Annotated in this window: 13 protein-coding genes; 5 read left to right on the top strand and 8 right to left on the bottom strand. The window is 56.6% G+C overall.

Translation table 11 applies throughout. The annotated features are described in order from the left end of the window. Position 1: 1 nt before the first annotated feature. The 7 genes from Q0Y21_RS10815 to Q0Y21_RS10785 form a co-directional block, all read right to left on the bottom strand. Entirely contained in the window at positions 2-1288 is a 1287-nt protein-coding gene (locus tag Q0Y21_RS10815) for a cation:proton antiporter (protein WP_297794939.1), read from the bottom strand. 79 nt (positions 1289-1367) lie between these two features. After that, positions 1368-2057 carry a hypothetical protein gene (locus Q0Y21_RS10810; protein WP_297794936.1) on the bottom strand — a complete coding sequence of 230 codons (690 nt, stop codon included), beginning with the start codon at positions 2055-2057 and terminating at the stop codon, positions 1368-1370. A 306-nt stretch (positions 2058-2363) separates the two neighbouring features. Continuing rightward, a complete protein-coding gene (locus tag Q0Y21_RS10805; RefSeq protein WP_297794934.1) occupies positions 2364-3854 on the bottom strand; it encodes a hypothetical protein in 1491 nt (496 codons plus the stop codon). Positions 3855-4115: 261 nt separating this feature from the next. Continuing rightward, entirely contained in the window at positions 4116-5717 is a 1602-nt protein-coding gene (locus Q0Y21_RS10800) for a tetratricopeptide repeat protein (RefSeq protein WP_297794932.1), read from the bottom strand. Then, the gene (locus Q0Y21_RS10795; protein ID WP_297794929.1) at positions 5714-7105 is read right to left on the bottom strand and encodes a glycosyltransferase family 2 protein; all 1392 of its coding nucleotides are present in this window, start codon (positions 7103-7105) and stop codon (positions 5714-5716) included. The genes Q0Y21_RS10800 and Q0Y21_RS10795 overlap by 4 nt, the downstream gene beginning before the upstream one ends. Before the next feature lies 1 nt (position 7106). Beyond that, positions 7107-8096 (bottom strand): NAD-dependent epimerase/dehydratase family protein, encoded by a 990-nt coding sequence (locus Q0Y21_RS10790; protein WP_297794927.1) that lies wholly within the window; start codon positions 8094-8096, stop codon positions 7107-7109. 103 nt (positions 8097-8199) lie between these two features. After that, positions 8200-8952, bottom strand: coding sequence for an SGNH/GDSL hydrolase family protein (locus Q0Y21_RS10785; protein WP_297794924.1), 753 nt, complete (start codon positions 8950-8952; stop codon positions 8200-8202). 148 nt (positions 8953-9100) lie between these two features. Between Q0Y21_RS10785 and Q0Y21_RS10780 the strand changes: the two genes are divergently transcribed. The 4 genes from Q0Y21_RS10780 to Q0Y21_RS10765 all read left to right on the top strand — a co-directional run bounded on the left by Q0Y21_RS10780 (position 9101) and on the right by Q0Y21_RS10765 (position 14789). Next, positions 9101-10078, top strand: coding sequence for a hypothetical protein (locus tag Q0Y21_RS10780; RefSeq protein WP_297794921.1), 978 nt, complete (start codon positions 9101-9103; stop codon positions 10076-10078). Positions 10079-10100: 22 nt separating this feature from the next. After that, positions 10101-11471: a flavin monoamine oxidase family protein gene (locus Q0Y21_RS10775; protein WP_366517677.1), complete on the top strand. Its 1371-nt coding sequence runs from the start codon at positions 10101-10103 to the stop codon at positions 11469-11471. A gap of 266 nt (positions 11472-11737) precedes the next feature. Next, positions 11738-13909 carry a TIM-barrel domain-containing protein gene (locus Q0Y21_RS10770; RefSeq protein ID WP_297794919.1) on the top strand — a complete coding sequence of 724 codons (2172 nt, stop codon included), beginning with the start codon at positions 11738-11740 and terminating at the stop codon, positions 13907-13909. 229 nt (positions 13910-14138) lie between these two features. After that, complete coding sequence (locus Q0Y21_RS10765; protein ID WP_297794916.1) at positions 14139-14789, top strand: TIGR02117 family protein; 651 nt, start codon at positions 14139-14141, stop codon at positions 14787-14789. A gap of 22 nt (positions 14790-14811) precedes the next feature. On the opposite strand, the gene Q0Y21_RS10760 is transcribed toward Q0Y21_RS10765, so the two are convergent. After that, positions 14812-15771, bottom strand: coding sequence for a LysR family transcriptional regulator (locus Q0Y21_RS10760; protein WP_297794913.1), 960 nt, complete (start codon positions 15769-15771; stop codon positions 14812-14814). A gap of 117 nt (positions 15772-15888) precedes the next feature. Here Q0Y21_RS10760 and Q0Y21_RS10755 point away from each other — a divergent pair, with 117 nt between their 5' ends. Further along, positions 15889-16116 (top strand): hypothetical protein, encoded by a 228-nt coding sequence (locus tag Q0Y21_RS10755; RefSeq protein WP_297794911.1) that lies wholly within the window; start codon positions 15889-15891, stop codon positions 16114-16116. The last annotated feature ends 32 nt before the right edge of the window (positions 16117-16148 follow it).

The following is a 16148-nucleotide window of genomic DNA, read 5'->3' as shown; positions in this document are numbered from 1 at the left end:
TCTACGGCCACCATTTCAGGATCATCGGCCTGACGGTTAAGCCATGGATGATGATCGAGAGCACGATAACAACCAATGTAATGTGGATGAATTCCACGGCCAGCTCCTCTGGCAGGCCAAAGACGATCGCGAACATCAGGTAATAGATCGAGCCGATACCGCGCACGCCGAACCAGCCGACCAGCATCTGCAGCCTGATGGGGGTTCCGGAGCCAAGCAGGCCGAGTAAGACGCTGGCGGGGCGAACCACCAGAAACAGGAACAGCGCCAGGCCAACCGCTCTGAAACTCCAGGAGTCAAGAAACAGCATTCCACCCAGCAACACAACGAGCACCAGCTCGGACAGCCGCTCCAGGGGTTCCTTGAATAGCAGTGACCCTTGGGACACCTGGGGGCTGTGCTGCGGTGTCGGCATTGCGGTGTGACTTGCAGTATCCGTTATCGCGTGAGTCTTTTTGTTGGCGGAGTCCATGCCCGCCAGCTTGAGCTCTGTTTGCCGAAGAGAAATGGCCGCCACAAACACCGCGATAAACCCCCAGGCTTCAAGCGCCAGGCAGACACCGTAAACCACACCGATAAGGCCCAGACCAAGAAAGTCGTCCAGCAATGGGCCTGTACTGTCCAGGAGGCGCTGTTTCTGTACAAGTTTCGCCAACAATTGCCCCATAACCAACCCAACAACCAGGGCGGACAGCGTCGACCACAACACATCCTTCAGCACCCAGGTGCCCAGCAGTTCGTAACTCACCGGTGCACTCATCAGCGCCAGCCCCAGCATGATAAACGGGAATGCACTGCCGTCGTTCATGCCGGCTTCACTGGTCAGGGTGAATCGCAATGGATCTGTGTCGCCCACGTGGCGAACCTGAACCTCCGTTGCCAGCACTGGATCGGTGGGTGCCAGAATGCCGCCCAGCAGAATAGACGCACCCAGAGGCAGAGCCAGCACATAATGAGCAAAAGCCGCGGTCAGGGCGACACTGATGGACATGGAGAGGAAGGCGAGTCGAACAGGCGCGCGCCACTCCCGCCAACGAAACGGTAAGGGCATTTTCATGCCGGCAATGAACAGAGACACCAGCACCGCAACTTCGGCGAGCACCTCCAACAAGTGGGCTTCTTTCAGGGGGTTGAAATGGAAGGCCCCGAACACCGTCGGCCCGAGCACCACCCCAACAGCCAGGTAAACCATGGGCTGTGTCAGGTTGAAACGCTGCAGAATGGACGACCGCAAACCCATCATGATCAACAGGCTTCCGATCAACACGAACCAGACGGCGATGGCCAAGGTGGTTCTCCGATCCAGGACCAGTTCAGACGTTATCGTATTCTGAGACTGGTCCGCGAGAGTGAGTTAAAAAGCACCACTAACCGAAGATGATATCAACCAGACCTCCGCGCCTGTCATCATCATCATCGTCGTCGTCATCGTCATCGTCATCGTCATTGTCATTGTCGCCGTCGCCGCCACCGCCAGTACCGCCGCCGTTTCCTGAGCCATCCTCCTCCGGCGCCTGGGGAATGGCCTCAAGGTTTCCACTTGAGATCAGGTCTACAAATTCCTGGTAGCTATTAACATTCGGCGTGGCTCTCACTGCGGCTGAGAAAGTTTCAATGAGCTGGTCCACGGCATCGTTGATCTCAAAGCTGGCTTTAAACGGATCAAATCCGTCGGCCGGCAGGTTGTAGTTTTTCCTCCGTAGCGCATCCAGAAATTCCTCTCTGGCCATATTCAGGCTCCCCACGGCCGACGACGGCTGTTCTCTTTCGATCCAGTCCATTGGCGCCATAGACGCCGACAAGGCAATGATCAAATCCGTAAGCGGGGTAATGTTGACGGTACCTCCCGAGTCGGTATAACTATGAAGGAGTTTATCCTCACCGATGCCGGTGACCCGTAAAGCACAAGGTAAGGCAGAGGTCGGCACCTGCCCCAGAAACCCGCCCGAATCGTCGGTGTTTACAGATCCGATAAAGCCTTCTCCTCCCTCACACTGTACATCCACCTGTGCATTGGCAATCGGGGCACCAATCGCAGCCCGACCTGATAGCGTCACCAACTGATCGCCAGCAACATTACTTGAACCATCGGAGGGCCCCGACGGACTACATGCGTTTAGCACTACTGCCAGAGCCAGGACTCCTGCCCGTATTGATATCCATCTCATCGTCAAACCCTCTGTCAGTACCTGACACTTTTACCGGTCCAAGTTTGTACGCAAAATGAACGCCACAGGATAAGAAGTCTCCTGAAATCAGGCGGGATGAGGACCTGTTACTGCAGGGATGTATAATATGTCGACACAATTATTATGGGCGACCTTGTTCTTGAGGCACCCTGACATCAAACGATCAGCAGGCTGCTAGGGCGCTTGCTGAGCGCCATTAATCGAATACGACAATAATTCGACCTCTGTTTTTTCCTCGCCACCTTCCACGACGGCGGATTTTACCGATATGCCGTCCTCAACATTGAACCAGACTGCGGATGTCGAGGGAGTGGGTTGTGATTTGGTACTGCTGGTTTCAAGGTATTTGCAGGCATCAAAAGTGCCTGCCGGTACGGTGACAGTCTCTACGCCTTTGAACTGAATAGTGTGGTCAAGCTCAAAGAGCAGGATGCTTGGTCCACCTTCGGTTGAGGCGAACTGGGAAACCGACTGATTGTATTCTTCATCAATCGCTAATGCATAGGGATAGTTGAAGGTTGGCTCAAACCAGAGGGTTGTCTCTTCTCCGGTGTCAGGGTCAACGCTGGTTGAACCGTGAGTACGTTCCACCCTTTCAGTCGTATCGATGGAAACATACGTAGTATTCCGGGATTCGTCGTTAACACCCTCAGAGACATCCTCCACCAATATCGCATGGGTTTCTTCGCCCCGGAACTCCCTCGGTCCGAGAACCTCCTGTCTTATACTGACAACGCCTATTTCGTCTCCGGACTGCGTATCATAAAGTTGTTGGCTGAATTCGATCAGTGTGCCTGTTGGCGCAATCTGGGGAGGCGCACACAGGTCAGCTGCAGTTAAACCGTCGTCACCATCACCGGTGCCGCCGTCATCGCCAGTGCCGCCGTCATCGCCAGTGCCGCTATCATCGCCAGTGCCGTCGTCATCTCCTGCGCCGCTGTCATCACCAGTGCCCCCATCATCGCCGCTTCCTGAATCATCCTCCGGTGATGTGGGTGCTGGGGGAATGGCCGCAAGGTTCCCACTTGAGATCAGGTCTACAAATGCCTGATAGCTATCAATATCGGGCGTGGCTCTCACTGTGGCTGAGAAAGTATCAATGAGCCGGTCCACGGCATCGTTGATCTGGAAGCTGGATTTGAATGGATCAAACCCGTCGTCCGGCAGGGTATAGTTTGCGTTCCGTAGCGCGGCCAGGAACTCGTCCCTGGCCATGTTCAGGTTCCCCACGGCCGAAGATGGCTGAGTTTGTTCAAACCAGTCCATTGGCGCCATAGAGGACGATAAGGCAATAATCAAATCTGTAAACGGGGTGATGTTAATGGTACCGCCCGAGTTGGCATAGCTGTGCAGGATTTGATCCTCACTACTGCCAGTAACCCGTAAGGCACAAGGTAAAGAAGACGTCTGGACTTGTCCCAGAAAACCACCGGAATCATTGGTGGTTACAAATCCGATAAAGCCTTCCCCTTCTTCACATCGCGCAACCACCGGTGCGTTGGTGATGGGAGCGCCAACCGCAGCACGCCCCGACAATGTCACCAACTGATCGCCGGCCACCTCACCTGAATTTTCCGATGAGGGGCCATCGGATGACGACGCACTACAGCCGCTCAATGTCACGACCAGAGCCAGGATGCCAGCCCCCTTTGATATCCAGGTCATAGTGAAACCCTCGGTCAGTACCCGACACGCCTGCCAGTAAAGAGTTGCAGGCAAAATGAGCGCCACGGAGTAAGAAGTTTCATGAAAACAGCGTGGGGGAAAGCGGAATGAGAGGCCGTCATTACGGGGGTGTTAAATATGTCGACACAATAAACATACTGTTTGAACGGAGGAGTGTCCTTAACGCAGGTCAATATGGCTCCCGACGAGTTTGACAGGGCCATTGGTCGTTGCCATCGACCAGTAGAAGCGGCGGGGCGCTCAGAACCGACGGAGCGCCCCCAGGTGAATGGAGGTCCCGTAGTAGCGACCGGTTTCCAACAGGCGGTCGGCATAGGCTATGCGGCCGTGGAGCTGCCAGTCCCGGTAGCGGCCAAACAGGGCTTCCAGTTCAACGTCAGAGCCAAATTCGTAGCTGGTAAAGGTATTGTCTTTGTGCCAGCCAAGGCTGGATCGGAGGCCGACCCAGTCGTCGGCGTTCGGGCTCCAGTAGATTAAGAAGGTGCCGGCATAGCGGCGGAAATAATCGGGGTCGTAGTAGCCATGGTCCAGATCCTCATCGAAACTGAACCACTGGCCTGACAGGCCGAGATTAACGCCCCAGGGACCGTTGGAGTACACGTTGCGACTGGGGGCGAGGAAGACTTCCTGTCGGCTGTTGTCATCGGAAAAGTCTGATGCGCTGAGCCAGCCCTCCACCTGATAGAGGGGGGCGGGCCGCCACAATGTGCGCAGCCGGTTACGGGTTTCTTTAATCTCCCGCGAGACCGCCAGGGGTGACAGCGCATACAGCGCCCGCTCACGGGTGAATTGCAGCATCACATCGTCGTGAGGATGGTAGTTGCCTTCGAGCTTGTAGTAGCCGTAGTCGCCACCACTTTCCACGTTGCCCCGGCCAACCCGTCCTTCTACTTCCAGACGGCGGTGCAGTTGGTGCCGAATGCCGAGCCAGCCGTAGTAATCCATGGTCGAGCGATCACCATCGTCTGCAATGAATGCAGAGCTTTGGCGAGTGCTGACCCGGCGGGCGTTATAACCGAGCAATACACGGGTTTCCGGACGCAGGGCCAGTTCTCCGCGGGTATGTATGCTGGCGGTGCGAATGTCGTCGGCATCAAACTGGTAGTCACCGTACACGCCGATCAGCGACCGCAGTGGCGCTCGGGTTACTCTGGCCACTTCGACCGTGTCCAGTTGCTCTGGCTTCAGTCGTTCCATGGCCTTTACGCTTTCCAGTGCGGCCGATGGCTGACCAGAGGCGCGGGTAGCCAGAACCCGTGCGAAGTGGGTGTCGTAATCATCCGGGTGGTCTTCTACCAGAGGATCCAGCAAATCCGAGGCAGCGTAGAAGTGGCCACGCTGCAGCAACAGGTTGGCTTGGGCGCGCTGGTAGTTTTCGGTGTTGCCAAAGCGGGTGAGGTAGTCCTCAAGCGCCTGCTCAGCAGCCATTTGATCACCCGCCCAATTGGCTTGCTTGAGGCAGGCATGCAGATAGTCCTGATTGCCCGGTTCCAATTCAGCCGCGCGCAAGCACTGTTGCACTGCGTCAGTGGGTCGGCCAGCCATGGAGTAGGCCAGGGACAGGCGGAATGCGATCTCAGCGTTGTCGGGGCGCAGGCGGGCGGCCTGCTCCAGGGCATGAAGTTTGTCGGCCTCTTGATCCAGGTGGTGGTAAATATCTGCCATACGCAACCACAGATCAGCCCGCCCGGGCTGTTGCTCCAAGACCGATTGGTAGACACTCAGGGCGCCGTTCCAGTCCCCGGCCATCTCAGCTTTCAGACCTTCATCAGGCACCGCGGGGGCCGCAACGAGCAATCCGGCCCAGAGCGAAAACAGTATTCCGGTCAGGATTCGTTTCATTTGCGCCACCTCCGGTTACGGGTAATCCAAAGATCAGTGGCAAAGCGACCGATATTGACCGCGTCAAACAACAAACTGCCATAGCGTAGCGGGGTTACCGCAATGGCCTCCCAGAACGCCCGGAAGCGTTGGCCTGGCGCGTTGGCCATGAGGATAAAGATCACCAGTGCCATTTCCGCCAGGAAGGTGATCAGCAAAGGCTCCCACAGTTGCAGGATCAACATGATCAGCAGGGCCGTAGGGAAGGCGATTTTCTCAAGGGCAGACATGAACACGGCCCAGCCCATGGGCCGGCCAAATTGCCTGGTATGCCCCTGACCCCAGGGCTGGCGGTAGGGTTCGTCCCGGCGGCGATGGCGGGGGCTGTCGGGGTGGGTCTCGTCGTAATGCTTTGCTTCCTGCTTTTGCCGGTAACGCCGCAGACCCTTGAACGGGCTACGCAGCAGGCCATCGAAGTAATAACAGCTTTGCAGGAAGCTAGAGGACCAGAAGTAGAGCTGGTGTGCCAGCCTGGGGAACTCCGGCTCGAGGGAACGAACGGTTACGTCCTGAAGTTGTACATTGCGATAGCCTTCGTTGAGCATGGCGAAGCCGATGAAGATATCTTCGGAATTGGTCAGGTCGTCCCCCAGAATCGGCTCGTAACAGTCGAACAGCTCTTTGAGATACTTGCGGCGGTAGGCGACAGCACAGCCAACCGGGTTGATGATGCTGCCAAACACCGTCATCTGGCCGCGGTAGATAAAGCGCTGCAGAAAAGTGTACAGAATACCCCGGTAGAAGTTCGTAATGGCCCGGTTGAACCGCTGTCGCAGGCTTTGCGGGTGTGGTGCGAAATCCTGATGGGCGTCCAGAAAGTCTTTCAGGGGCGCGGTATCGCAAACGGCTTTGCGGTCTTTCTGGCGCATGGGTTGCACGATACCACAGGCGGAGGCGATGCCTGGTGCCTTGTAGAGCTCCTCCACCAGCCGTTCAATGTAATTCTCCGATTCCAGGAAGGTGTCGCCGTCGAGGATGACTTCCACGTCGGCATCCAGCTCCCGCGACTCCCGCTTGAGGGTCGGAGTCTTGCCGATAGGGGCGCGGCGGCGGATAACCTCGAGCTTCAGCCCGAGCTCATCGCCGTAGGCGCGGGCGTAATCTGCGGTTTTATCGGTGCTGCCGTCATCTACCAGAATGATCTTACGGGGCTGGAGTGTCTGGCGGGCAATGGAACTGAGCGCCAGCAGAATGTTCTGCTCTTCGTTCAGTGCCGGAATAACCACATCCACTTTGGCGTTGGTGGGATCTTCCGCCGACTCTGGCGGGGTTTTGTCCGGTCCGCGTAACAGTCCGATGAAGGACAGCAGAGTGCTGGGACCAATTACAAAATAAGGCGTAGTCGCCATCTTATTGGTCTCCCTCAGCCTTCTGATTACGGGCCCTTCGGATCAGGTCCTTGAGGGTGGACTCCAGATCCCAGGCGCGCTCGAAGCCGGTCAACCGGCGTAATTTATCCAGCGACGGGCGGCGGTGGCGAATATCCTCAAACTCCGCTCCGTAGGCTTCCTTGTAGGGGATGTGTTGGATAGCGGACTGGCTCCCCGCGCAGTCGATCACCTGGCGGGCCAGTTCATTAATGCTGATCTCATGGTCGCTACCCACGTTGACGATTTCACCGTTTGGCATATCCGGCATGGAGGCCAGCCGATCGAGAATGGCGACCGTATCGCGTACGTCGCAAAAGGACCGGGACTGTTGGCCATCTCCGAACACGGTAATCGCTTCATTTGCCACCGCACTCTGCACGAAGCGGGGCACCACCATGCCGTAACGCCCCGTTTGTCGAGGACCGACCGTATTGAAAAAACGGGCAATGATGACCGGAATGTTGTGCTCCCGGGCGTACGCCAGGCCAAAACCTTCGTCCGCGAGCTTGCTGATGGCGTAGTTCCAGCGCAGCGGGGCGCCGGACTGGATGATCAGGGAATCCTCTTCGCTCAGAAGTGGTTCGCTGTGGGGACCATAAACCTCAGAACTGGAAGCCAGAACCACTCTGGGTGACCAGCCTCCATGGTGTACTGCTCGCAACACACGTTCAGTACCGGCAATATTGGTCGCCATGGTGCCTACCGGTTCACTCAACACCCGGTAAACGCCCACAACCGCGGCCATATGATAGACACGATCGGCCCAGGCAACGGCTTTGTCCAATCCCTCCCACGTGACGATATCGGCTTCATCGAAATGAAAGCGTGGACTCTTCAGGAAGTCCTCAACGTTTGCCCGGGAACCGGTGCTGAGGTTATCCACCACATGTACCTTATCGCCCCGGGCCAGGTGATATTCAGCAATGTGAGAGCCAATAAAGCCGGCGCCACCGGTAACAAGTACGTGCATTGCCTTCTCCGTTATAACAGCGTCATATAGCGGGACTTCGACCTAGTACTGAGGGGATTATAGAAAGTGTCGGAGGTCGTCGAATTGATGCAGGACAACAAAGTCAGTTTTTAGATGGATAGCAGCATTCGGCACGCTGACAATTCGTAAGCCAGCTTTCTACGGCCAGAACCTCCGCAATGGCCCGGTAGCCCCTGTCGCTTGGATGATAGCCATCGCTGGCAAGTAGCGAAACATCGGTGAGTGCCGGGTAACTCCGGTACCGGAAATCTTCCGGTGCCTGTTTGGCGAGTCGCTCGTACACCCGATTCAACTGCCGGGCTCGCCACCCCATGATTTGCCGCAGCGGGGCGGGCAACGCCGTGAACAGGTGCATGGGCGGCAAACTCAGCAGGTAAACCGGCCCCGGGTAACGTGGGGCAAGGATGTCGCGAAGCGCCAGCAGCTGGAGCCGAAACTGATACCGGGGCGTGAAGCCGGTGGTGTCGTTGACGCCCATGCTCAGCAGAACCACATCGGCTTCAGGCAAATCCATACTGGCCAATTTCCGATTGAGCTGTGCCATACGAATACCGTTGATGCCAAAGGTGTGCCAGGCAATGGCACGGCCCGTGCGTTCGTGCAATTGCAGAGCCAGCTGGCTCGCAAGGCCCTGCTCATGGCGGGACACGCCCACGCCTGCCGCCGTGGACTCACCAAGGACCAGAAAACGCAAATCAGGCGCACCCTCACCATACTGGCCGGAGGGGCAACCCTGGGCCTCTGGCAGCCGCGGCGTATTCCTCCGGGCGCGTTTGCCCTGATACAGGAGAATCGGGAAGAGTAGGGCGGTGGTCAGCCAGAAGGGTAGGTGCATGGGAATCTCGTTGGGTTCGTTGCCATTTGGAAGATAACCATACCTGTTCTCCAAGATCAAAATTGACGTTTATGCAAAGGGCACCGGAATCTGGGCCAATGGGCGGCATTCTCTCCTATGGTGGAATTGCCTAAACCATGGAGTAAAAATGATGCTCAAAAAAGCCCTTTCACTGGTTATCCTTGTTATCGCGAGCCCCCAGATATTCGCTGAACAAGCCTGGCAATCCTACCCGCAAGACCTCCAGTCTTTCAGCTACACAGAACAGGATCTTGCTGAACACTGGCAGGAACTGACCGACGGATTTCGTGGCCCCCTGCCAACGGCTGAGAGCCTGCGGGCAGACGCTGAACGCTGGCCCGAAATGTACGATTTCACCCAGAACCATCTACAGACGATCGCCCGTTCCCACCCGGATCTGGCGCCCCTCTCGGAAGGCGAGCTGAGTAATTCCTTCGATGCCTACGCCCGAGAGTTACGCCGCGCCTGGGCGCTGCTGTTTAACGGCGAGTTCCGGGAAGCGCGGGACCTGGGCCTGGCCCTGGGGCCGGCCGGCTACTTTCCGGGGCTTTACGCTCAGGCCCTCCACGCAACGCTGATCGAAACCGATGAGGACACGCGCCGGCAGCTACTCAAAGAGGTCATCACCCTGACCGAGGACATCATGCCCATGGCGCCTGACCACCCGATGATCCGGTTCGGCAACGCCTACGGCAAGGCACGCATACTTGAGAACCTGTCCGCCTCTGAGGCCATGGGAACCGGGTACACCTCAGAAGTTATCGATACATTGGAAGAACTTTTGGAAGACGATCCCGATAATATCTATGCCGTCACATTATTCGGTGGGGTGCAGTCCGGTATTATCGAAAAAGCCGGAGGCCTGATTGCCCGGTTGACCTACGGCGCAAAAGAGTCGTCAATGGAAGATCTGTTTAACAAGGCCATGCGGCTATCTCCGGATTATCCGGGCGTGTACTACGAATACGCACGGGCAAAGCTGAAAGTCGATGAGGAGAAAGAGGCTCTCGCCTTGTTGAAAAAGACCCAGGGCATGACGGCCATCAGCGCGGAAGAAGCCCTGTTGCTGAGGGCTTCTAACCGCCTTCGGCAGTCGCTGGAGTGAAAAAAAACAGGTCCAATCCACGATGAATCCGACCGGTAACAAGCAGGATGTCATTATTGTCGGGGCTGGTCTGGCTGGTCTCAAGGCTGCCCTGGAGTTACAGCAAGCGGGCAAAAAAGTGGTTGTGCTTGAAGCCCGGGATCGGGTGGGCGGCCGTTCCATGCCTGGCGAAATCTGCGGGCAACCCATCGACCTCGGTGGCCAGTGGGTGGGCCCGCAACAGAAATTACTGCAGGCACAGGCCCGGGAACTGGAGGTAAAAACCTATCCTCAGTACACACGCGGAGCCAGCCTGCTGTCATTCAATGGCAAAGTCAGCAGCTACAAATCGGACATCCCCCCGCTGCCACTGGTCTCGCTACTGGAACTTGGACTGCTTGAGCGCCGCTGGAAAAAGGAAATCAAAAGCCTGCCGGTAACAGGGGAACCCTGGGCTGCAGTGAGATCCGGCGAATGGGATGCTCACACCCTGGAAAGCTGGATTCTGCAGCATGTGCGTACGGCAGACGCCCGGGAATTTGCCCGTATCATATCCCGCGCTGTGCTGTGTGCCGAATCACACCATGTCTCTTACCTGTACTTCCTGGAGTACCTGCGGCAGGGGCATGGACTTGAAACGCTTATCGGCACAGAAGGTGGAGCCCAGCAGTCAAAATTCCGGGGTGGGGCATGGCAAATCCCCAAACGCATGGCTGATCAACTGGGTAATTGCATAGAACTGAACTCGCCCGTGATTGCTGTGGAACAGACCACTGAGTGCGTAAAGGTATTCACAGCGGATCAGGAGTATCAGGCCAGCCGCCTGATCATGGCAGTACCACCGGTTATGGCGTCGAAGGTGGTATACAACCCGCCGTTGCCTGCGAAACGGAATGCTTTGCACGAACGCATGCCCATGGGCTCTGTTATCAAGATTCACGTAGCCTATCAGCGCCCTTTCTGGCGCGAGAGAGGGCTCAACGGAGCGGTTGTCAGTAATGACCGGCATTTCAATGTGGTTTTTGACCAGACTCCCGAGGACGAAAGTCTGGGTGTGCTGGTGGGTTTTATCGATGGGGATCACGCCATCGCGATGAGCGCTGAAGATGAACCCACTCGCCGGCAACAGGTGATCAGGGATCTGGTGCATTATTTTGGTTCGGACGCTGCAAACCCGCTTGCCTATGTGGAGCAGGATTGGATGAAAGAGCGCTGGAGCCAGGGTTGCTATGTGGCCCATATGCCTCCGGGGGTGATGACCTCGTTCGGAGACATCATCCGCGAACCCTGCGGGAGGATTCACTGGGCAGGCACGGAAACGGCTACCGAATGGATGGGCTACCTGGATGGTGCGCTTCAGTCTGGCATCCGTGCGGCGAGGGAAGTGGTTTCATCAATAAGCCGGGAAAAATAGTTCTGCCCCGGTTCTCCTTTTATTAGCTTTTAACAACTAAAAAAACAAAGGTTAAAATCGTCATGAAAGCATGTGTCCCTCTCCTTTTTATTTTTATCTTTGGGCTTCTGTCTGGATGTGGGGGTGAAAATAACGAGACGTCTTCACCACCGAGCGCAGAGCCGAACTACCCGCCGCCCGCATCACTCCAGCCACCCTCGGCTGCGAACCAGACGCCCCCGACAGTTCAGCCGACGAATGTTCGCATCAATGCCGATGATGAGGTGATGACCATACGAACAAACTACGGCCGGGTGGACATTGAGCGGGAACCATTGGCCATGCATTTTTATGATGAGGCCGGCAAGAAAGTGTTGAGCAGTATGAGCCAGGAACCCCTGGCGCCTTGGCTGTCGCGAGTACCTTTACCAACCCGTCTTTTGGGGGGATGGTCTCAGGTTATGCCACAAGCGCCCGCCTTGTACGCACCGTTTACTTTTATGGTTGGTGCCCCCGTCAACCTCCAGTTTCCGGCCACATTCTGGGTTGGAAACATGCTGGCCTCAACCTCCACCGGAATCGAATATCGGTTAACCGATATCGAGGAGGTGACTGTTGCCGATAACCAATTGTCATTGCGAGTGGGAACGTCTGACCCGAGCGGGCGCACTGCACGAGTGACGGTGTCAGCGGACGAGAACAGCAGTTTTAAAGTCTCAGTCAGAATTGATCGTATCTTGCAGGAAGTGCCTTTGGTATCGGCCAGCTTTGATGCTGCTCCGGATGAGGCGTTCAGAGGCTTTGGCGGGCGACGAAACAAAATTGATCAGCGCAACGAGGCGTTTCTGAATTGGGCTGAGGAGTTCTCGCAAACGCCGGAACAGCTTGAGCCATTGATTGGCAATAACTTTGGTGACGCCTACCAGTTCCCGACCGGCCCCCAGGGTGCTTATTACATCCAGTCGCTTTTCATTTCAGATCAGGGCTATGGCTTTTTACTGGATCGCGATGAACTCTCTCACTGGCGTATGGCCTCTGACCGGGATGATGCGTGGCGCGTGGAAGTCGCGGGTGGCGAACTGGATTTTCTTGTGGTCCCCGGGGATGCGAAACACGCCGTCAGCCAGTTGTCCGGAATTAATGGTCGACATCGGGTGCCGCCTCGTTGGTCGCTGGGTCCGATGCTCTCCGAAACCATTCAGGAATTTACGGATACGCCGGAAAATTACACCGCCAAAGTCATGGAGTCCCTGGATCAGATTGACCAACTGGAGCTGCCGATCACCGCATTTGCCTTTGAGGGATGGGTGGGTACCAAGGAGACGGGTGCTTTCGACGATATTATTCAACGACTTCGCGAGCAGGACATAAAACCCGTGACCTACTACAGGGCTTTCGTTGGTCAGACAGAGGACGAACTGGAAGAGCCAGAAGTCTATTCAGAAGCTGTCTCGCGAGGTTATGTCGCGCAAAATGCACTGGGACTGCCATACACCTTCGGTTCACCGCTGATGGGCGGCGTTGCCGCGCTGATCGATTTCACCAACCCGGAAGCGTTCGAGTGGTGGAAGACCCGCATCAAGAAAGGGCTGGCAGAGGGCAGTGAAGGTTTTATGCAGGACTTTGGTGAACAGGTGCAGGTCGATATGGTGTTTCATGATGGCAGTTCAGGTATTGCCATGCACAATCGAAATGCCGCGCTTTTTCATCAGGCAACCCGAGAAGCCTTTGATGAGTTTGTCGCCGAGAACCCGTCCAGGGAACCCTGGTTTTTTGTCCGTTTCGGCAATTCGGGTCGTCGAGGATCAGCGCACTATGAGTCGGCAAGTTGGCCCGGTGACAATACCGCCGACTGGAGCCGTGCTTCAGGCATCGGTTCCGTCATTCCTGACATGCTCAATCGCAGTGTGGGCGGGGCCTATGGTTTCGTGACCGAAATCGGCGGTTACATTGATACGTTGGGCTCCATCAATTCCGAATTGCTGATTCGCTGGGCCAATCACGCATCACTGATGCCGGTATTCCGTCAACACGGTGGCCCCGTGAATGGCACCCCAATGCCCTGGCGTTTCGACGATCCTGAGATTGTGGAGCAGTATCGCACAGCAATGCAGCGACACATCGCTGCGCAACCGCTGATTTATCGGTTATGGCAGGAAGCCTTAAAGACAGGCATACCGATCACTCGCCCACTATGGCTTGAATTCCCCGATGACCCGGAGGCCGGCCGTCAGGACCAGCAGTTCATGCTGGGATCAGACGTGCTCGTGGCGCCTGTGGTGTCTCCGGGTACAGAAGGGCGTGACGTCTATTTCCCATCGGGTTGCTGGCGACATCCAGAAACCAGTGAGACGGTGCACGGCCCCCAGACAAAGTTCATTCTTACGGCAATCGATGAGCTCCCGTATTTCTTTCGCTGCGGAACCCGGCCATTCCCTGTCCCGAAAAATGGGTTCTAGATCCGGGCTTCATGTGAAAGTCACAGAGCTAACTTCCGACGCATCGGAAAGCTTCGGAGGCCCTCCGTTCCTCAGAGCCAGCGGCGAACCCGATGCTCATAATCCCGGAAGGATTCTCCGAACAGTTCACGCAGCGCTTGTTCCTCTGGAGCGATCTGGAAGCAGTGGCGAATGGGTTGGGTTAAGCAGTATTGTAGGTTACTGCAGTCTCGCTCAATAGGGCATCAGGATGAAAACCATTGGCCTACTTTTCGTGTTATTTGCCATTTATGGATGCTCCGGAAAACCCCATGTCGTTCAGCCGGAGGTCGAGGCTGATAATTCCCGTGCGAGCAAACTGTATGTCGTGAGCCACGGTTGGCATGTGGGGCTCGCAATCGCCGCTGAAGAACTCAACCCGGTGATTCCGGATCTGAAGGAGCGGTTTGCAGGCGCTGAGTATTACGAACTGGGGTGGGGCGATGCGGGGTATTACCAGGCCCGGGAGATTACGACAGCGGTGACTCTGCAGGCCATCATATGGTCACAGGGCGCCGTAGTCCACGTTGTCGCTCTGCCAGTGTCTCCCGTTGAGTACTTCCCCTGGAGCGACGTTGTCGATACTTGCCTCACCGCTGAAGAAAGCGATTCTCTAACACGATATTTGGCCAACAGCTTTACCCAGGATGAGAGCGGGAACCTGAGTGAACTCAAACGCGGTATCTATGGCGACAGCCAGTTCTATGATGGCGAGGGCCGTTACCACTTGCTCAATACCAGTAACAAATGGGCCGCCAAGGCCTTGAAGAGTGCGGGAATGGAGCTGTCGCCAACGTTCAAGCTGACAGCTGATAGCGTCATGGACTTTGCTGAAGAAAACCGCCGTGACTGTGCCGAGTAAATTCAGATATCAGTGACATAACCTAGCCTAAACGCCGCCCGGCCAGGCGCTCCTTCTGCGCCCGGATGGCGTCCGTCAGAAAGTCCATCAGCGCATGAATCCTCACCACACCCCGCAGATCCGGGTGCATCAGGAACCACAGGCCGTATTCCAGCTCGGGGATGGGGTCCGTGAGCTGGATAATATCGGGATCTTCGTCAGCGAGATAACAGGGAATGACGGCCAGCCCCATGCGGGAACGAATGGCGCTGAGGATACTGACCAGGGTATCCACACGGTAAACACAGGCTTGCTTCAACGCGTTACTGTCCATCCAATGGTCGACGGATGAGTCTTGCAGCCGTGGCCCGGCGCCAATCCAGGGGTGGCTGGCGAGGGCCTCAATGGGTGTGCCCGGAGTCAGGCCAAGGTCTTTGTGCCCATAGACGGCCTGGCCAATAGTGGTCAGCGGCCGGCCAATCAGGTTTTCAGGAGGGCGGTTGGACGGGCGGATGGCGACGTCGGCCTCCCGGCGTGTGAGGTTGAACAGCTGGTTGGAGACGGCCACGTCCAGCACAATGCCGGGGTATTTATGCCGGAACTGCGTGAACAGTGGCGCCAGCACCCCCATCAGCAGCGAGTCCGTTGTGGTGGTCCAGATCTCACCACTGGGCTCCAGATCACGGCCGGCCACTTTACGCTCGGCGGCCAGGGCAGCCTCGTCCATAACCCTGGCGGTGTCTGCCAGCTCTTCCCCTGCCAGCGTCGGCCGGTAACCGGTCCGGCTTCTCTCAAACAGAATCACCCCCAGGCGCTGTTCAACATCACCCAGCCGCCGGAACACCGTGGCGTGGCTGACGCCCAATGCCCGTGACGCGCCAGACAGGGAGCCCGTAGTCGCAATGGCGAGCACCAGCTCAAAGTCATTCCACGCCAGATTGCTCCGTGTTTTCTGGCTAGCAGCAGAGGATTTCTCGGACTTTTTGTCTGTTCGTTTTTGCAAAGTCTGTTCTCACATTTAGGGAATAGTTTGCAGTTTAGAACAATATTAGCATGTACCCGAACTCACAAGATAACCAGGGCGCCCCGCTACCCGTTACGGCGCCGGGAGGACAGAGACATGTTGATTTCACAAGAGATGACGTACTTTCACGGCAGCCATCCGGTAGCGCTTCGCGAAAACGATGAGGTAGCAGACCGTTTGCCAGGGAATAGCATCCCGCGCAGATATCGGAACAGGATGGGAGGCGTTAATCTTGAGCAGGTAAGGCGGGATCAGCGCAGGGCCCGGAGCGAGTTTGTGCGGGCGATGATTCGACGCCTGGACAAGCTGCGGCATCCGCGCTGAGACGTGCTTGATAAGAACGCTCTCGGACCGGC

The organism is uncultured Marinobacter sp., assembly GCF_947259545.1.
GTDB lineage: Bacteria > Pseudomonadota > Gammaproteobacteria > Pseudomonadales > Oleiphilaceae > Marinobacter.
This window is presented reverse-complemented; position numbering and strand designations above follow the sequence as displayed.

What these genes read in the sequence shown, in the direction of transcription:
- Q0Y21_RS10805 (WP_297794934.1), bottom strand. Translation starts at nt 3,854, where the DNA reads ATGACCTGGATATCAAAGGGGGCTGGCATCCTGGCTCTGGTCGTGACA.
- Q0Y21_RS10800 (WP_297794932.1), bottom strand. Translation starts at nt 5,717, where the DNA reads ATGAAACGAATCCTGACCGGAATACTGTTTTCGCTCTGGGCCGGATTG.
- Q0Y21_RS10795 (WP_297794929.1), bottom strand. Translation starts at nt 7,105, where the DNA reads ATGGCGACTACGCCTTATTTTGTAATTGGTCCCAGCACTCTGCTGTCC.
- Q0Y21_RS10790 (WP_297794927.1), bottom strand. Translation starts at nt 8,096, where the DNA reads ATGCACGTACTTGTTACCGGTGGCGCCGGCTTTATTGGCTCTCACATT.
- Q0Y21_RS10785 (WP_297794924.1), bottom strand. Translation starts at nt 8,952, where the DNA reads ATGCACCTACCCTTCTGGCTGACCACCGCCCTACTCTTCCCGATTCTC.
- Q0Y21_RS10780 (WP_297794921.1), top strand. Translation starts at nt 9,101, where the DNA reads ATGATGCTCAAAAAAGCCCTTTCACTGGTTATCCTTGTTATCGCGAGC.
- Q0Y21_RS10775 (WP_366517677.1), top strand. Translation starts at nt 10,101, where the DNA reads ATGAATCCGACCGGTAACAAGCAGGATGTCATTATTGTCGGGGCTGGT.
- Q0Y21_RS10770 (WP_297794919.1), top strand. Translation starts at nt 11,738, where the DNA reads ATGACCATACGAACAAACTACGGCCGGGTGGACATTGAGCGGGAACCA.
- Q0Y21_RS10765 (WP_297794916.1), top strand. Translation starts at nt 14,139, where the DNA reads ATGAAAACCATTGGCCTACTTTTCGTGTTATTTGCCATTTATGGATGC.
- Q0Y21_RS10755 (WP_297794911.1), top strand. Translation starts at nt 15,889, where the DNA reads ATGTTGATTTCACAAGAGATGACGTACTTTCACGGCAGCCATCCGGTA.